Here is a 4242-nt window from a genome sequence, read left to right on the forward strand (position 1 = left end):
CGGCATGCCACCGGCACGCTGTCGGCCGTGCCGTCGGAGTGGGAGGCCGAGGCCGACTTCACCGTGTGGCCGCCGCAGGGCGCCCGGCCCGTCGAGGTCGGTGACTTCTACAGCGACCTGGTGGAGCGTGGCTACGGCTACGGTCCCGTGTTCCAGGGGGTGCGGGCGGTGTGGCGGCGCGGCGAGGAGGTCTTCGCCGAGGTCGCTCTGCCCGAGGAACAGCGCAACGAGGCCGGGCGGTTCGGTATCCATCCGGCGCTGCTCGACTCGGCCCTGCAGGCCGCCACGATCGGGAACACGCCGGGCGCGGAGGCGGACGGCTCCGGTGCGCCGGTGCTGGCGTTCGCGTGGAACGGCCTGGTGCTGCACGCCTCGGGCGCCTCGACACTGCGGGTGCGGATCGCACCGAACGGCGCGGACGCGCTTGCGGTCCAGGCGGCCGACGAGACCGGCGGCCTGGTGGTGACACTGGACTCACTGGTGTCCCGGGCCGTGTCCGCCGAGCAGTTGGAGGCGCCGGTCGACACGGTGGTCGCCAACGCGCTGTTCCGGCTGGAGTGGGGCGAACTGCCCTCGGTTCCCGGGTCCGAGCTTCCGCCGTCGTGGGTACCGGTGACCACGGCCGACGACGTGGCGGCCGTGGCCGCGAGCGGCGCCGCACCGGCGGTGGTGGTCCTGGAAGCCGTCGCCGACGCCGACGAGGACGCCGCACTGACCCTGTCCTCCCGTGTGCTGGGCGCGCTGCAGACCTGGCTGACCGCGGACGGCCTGGACGAGTCGCAGCTGGTGGTGGCGACCCGGGGCGCGGTGGCCGCCGGCAGCGAGGGTGCGGTGACGGACCCGGCCGGAGCGGCGGTGTGGGGCCTGGTACGTGCCGCCCAGTCCGAGAACCCGGACCGCTTCGTCCTGCTGGACACCGACCCCGCCGGCGAAGGCGGCGTGGACTCGGTCCTGGACTCCGTGCTGGGCCCGGTGGCGGCGAGTGCGGAACCCCAGGTCGCCGTCCGCGGCACCGACATGTTCATTCCCCGGCTCGCCCGTCCCACCGGTCAAGACGCCGGCACCGCCGCCACGTTCGGTCGGGAGGGAACCGTGCTGATCTCGGGCGGTGGTTCGCTCGGCGCCCTGGCGGCCCGCCATCTGGTCTCCCGGCACGGGGTGCGGCACCTGGTCCTCGCCAGCCGTCGCGGTCCGGACGCCGACGGCGTACGAGAGCTTGTGGCCGAACTCGCCGAGCAGGGCGCAGCCTTGTCCGCCGTGGCATGCGACGTCTCCGACCGTGAGCAGATCGAAGCCCTGCTGGCCTCGCTGCCGGCGGAGCAGCCCCTGCGCGGTGTGGTGCACACGGCGGGTGTGTTCGACGACGGCCTGATCGGGACGGTGACCCCGGAGCGCCTGGCCAGGGTGTTCGCGCCGAAGGTGGACGCCGTACGCCACCTCGACGAACTCACGCGCGGACTGGACCTGGACGCGTTCGTCGTCTACTCCTCAGTGGCAGGCCTCTCCGGAGGCGCAGGCCAGGCCAACTACTCGGCGGCCAACGCCTTCCTGGACGGCCTGATGAGCAACCGCCGCGCGGCGGATCTGCCCGGCCTGTCCCTGGCCTGGGGCCTGTGGGAGCAGTCCCTCGGCATGGCCTCCCACCTCAGCGCCGTCGACCAGGCGCGGGCGAGCCGCAGCGGTGTGCTGGAGATATCGGCGGCCGAGGGCATGGAGCTGTTCGACGCCGCTCTCGGGTCCGGGCAGGCGCTCCTCGTGCCGGTCAAGCTGGACCTGCGGAGCGTACGAGCCGACGCTTCGGCGGGCGCGGCGGTGCCGCACCTGCTGCGCGGTCTCGTCCGCGTGGGTCGGCAGCAGGCCCGCGCGGCGAGCACCGCCGACGGGAACAGGCAGCTGTCCGACCGGCTGGCCGGACACACGGCCGCCGAGCAGGAGGCGCTGCTCCTCGCCCTGGTGCGGTCCCAGGCCGCCGTCGTGCTCGGCCACAGCGAGGCGGAAGAGGTCCGGGCGGACACCGCGTTCAAGGACATCGGCTTCGACTCGCTCACCTCGGTGGAACTGCGCAACCGGCTGCGTGAGGCGACCGGCCTGAAACTTCCCCCCACGCTCGTCTTCGACTACCCGACCCCGCAGGCTCTCGCCCGCCATCTGCTCGGGGAGTTCGGCGACGTCGCCGCGCCTCGGACGGCGGTGCAGGCGGCGCCGGTGGCCGTGGCGGCCGACCGGGACGAGCCGCTCGCCATCGTCGGCATGGCGTGCCGGCTGCCGGGCGGCGTCTCCTCGCCCGAGGAGCTGTGGAAGCTGGTCGTCGACGGCGTCGACGCCGTCTCCGACTTCCCCGAGGACCGGGGCTGGGACCTCGAAGGCCTCTTCGACGACGACCCGGACCACGCGGGCACCTCGTACACCAGCCAGGGCGGCTTCCTGCAGGGCGCCGGACTGTTCGATCCCGGCTTCTTCGGTATCTCGCCGCGTGAGGCGCTGGCCATGGACCCCCAGCAGCGGCTCCTTCTCGAAGCCTCCTGGGAGGCCATGGAGGGCGCGGGCATCGACCCGATCACGCTCAAGGGGTCGGACGTCGGCGTGTTCTCCGGCGTCTCCGGCCAGGGCTACGGAACCGGCGCGATCGCACCGGAAGTCGAGGGCTTCGCGGGCACGGGGCTTGCGTCGAGCGTGGCGTCGGGCCGGGTGTCGTACGTGTTCGGCTTCGAGGGCCCGGCGGTGTCGGTGGACACGGCGTGTTCGTCGTCGCTGGTGGCGATGCACCTGGCCGCGCAGGCGCTGCGGCAGGGCGAGTGCTCCATGGCGCTCGCCGGCGGGGTGATGGTGATGTCGACGCCCGCCACCTTCATGGCCTTCTCGCGGCAGCGAGGTCTGGCCGCCGACGGCCGGAGCAAGGCGTTCGCCGAGGGCGCGGACGGAATGGGCCTGTCCGAGGGCGTCGGCGTGGTCGTGCTGGAGCGCCTGTCGGTGGCGCGGGAGCGCGGGCACAAGGTCCTGGCGGTGCTGCGGGGGAGTGCGGTGAACCAGGACGGTGCGTCGAACGGTCTGACGGCACCGAACGGGCCTGCGCAGCAGCGCGTGATCCGCAAGGCGCTGGCCGGTGCCGGGCTGAGCCCGGCGGACGTCGACGTGGTCGAGGGCCACGGGACGGGTACGGCGCTGGGCGACCCGATCGAGGCGCAGGCGCTGCTCGCGACGTACGGCCGGGACCGGGACCCGCAGAAGCCGTTGTGGCTCGGCTCGTTGAAGTCCAACATCGGCCATGCGCAGGCTGCCGCGGGTGTGGCCAGTGTGATCAAGATGGTGCAGGCGCTGCGGCACGGCGTGCTGCCCCCGACGCTGCACGCGCAGCAGCCCACGTCCCAGGTGGACTGGTCGGCCGGAGCGGTGGAACTTCTGACCGAGGCCAGGGAGTGGCTGCGTGAGGGTGCCCCGCGCCGGGCGGGTGTCTCCTCCTTCGGCGTCAGCGGCACCAACGCGCACCTGATCCTGGAGGAAGCGCCCGAGCCGGACGAGACGCCAACCGCGGGGGCACAGCAGCCGCTGGCGTCCGCGGACGAGGTGCCGTTGGTGGTGTCGGCGCGCAGTGCCGGTGCGTTGGCGGGTCAGGCCGGTCGGCTCGCGTCGTTCGTCGAGGACGCCGGTCGGGTGTCGCTGACGGATGTCGCCGGGGCGCTGGTCTCCAGCCGTGCGTTGCTGGGTGAGCGTGCGGTGGTCGTGGCCGGTTCGGAGGCGGAGGCTCTCGCGGGGCTGCGCGCGCTGGCGCGCGGCGAGAGTGCGTCCGGTGTGCTGGTCGGCAGTGTGGGTGCCGGGTCGCCGGGCAAGGTGGTGTGGGTGTTCCCGGGCCAGGGTTCGCAGTGGGTGGGTATGGGCCGGGAGTTGCTGGATTCGTCTGCGGTGTTCGCGGAGCGGATCGGGGAGTGTGCGGTTGCGCTGGAGCGGTGGGTGGACTGGTCGCTGCTCGAGGTGTTGCGTGGGGAGGCTGCTCCGGAGTTGCTGGAGCGGGTGGATGTGGTGCAGCCGGCGAGTTTCGCGGTGATGGTGGGTCTGGCCGCCGTGTGGTCGTCGGTGGGTGTGCTGCCGGATGCGGTGGTGGGTCACTCGCAGGGTGAGATCGCGGCGGCGTGTGTGTCGGGTGCGTTGTCGCTGGAGGACGCGGCGAAGGTGGTGGCGCTGCGCAGCCGGGCGATCGGTGAGCGGCTGGCCGGTCGTGGTGGCATGGCTTCGGTCGCGCTGAGC

At 73.2% G+C, this 4242-nt stretch carries 1 protein-coding gene; it reads left to right on the top strand.

What is annotated here, in order from left to right; all coding sequences use genetic code 11:
- Positions 1–27: 27 nt before the first annotated feature.
- A partial coding sequence (locus tag BIV23_RS37440) for a type I polyketide synthase (protein ID WP_342746404.1) occupies positions 28–4242 on the top strand: 4215 nt, incomplete at its 3' end.

This window comes from Streptomyces monashensis (genome assembly GCF_001866665.1).
Lineage (GTDB): Bacteria > Actinomycetota > Actinomycetes > Streptomycetales > Streptomycetaceae > Streptomyces > Streptomyces monashensis.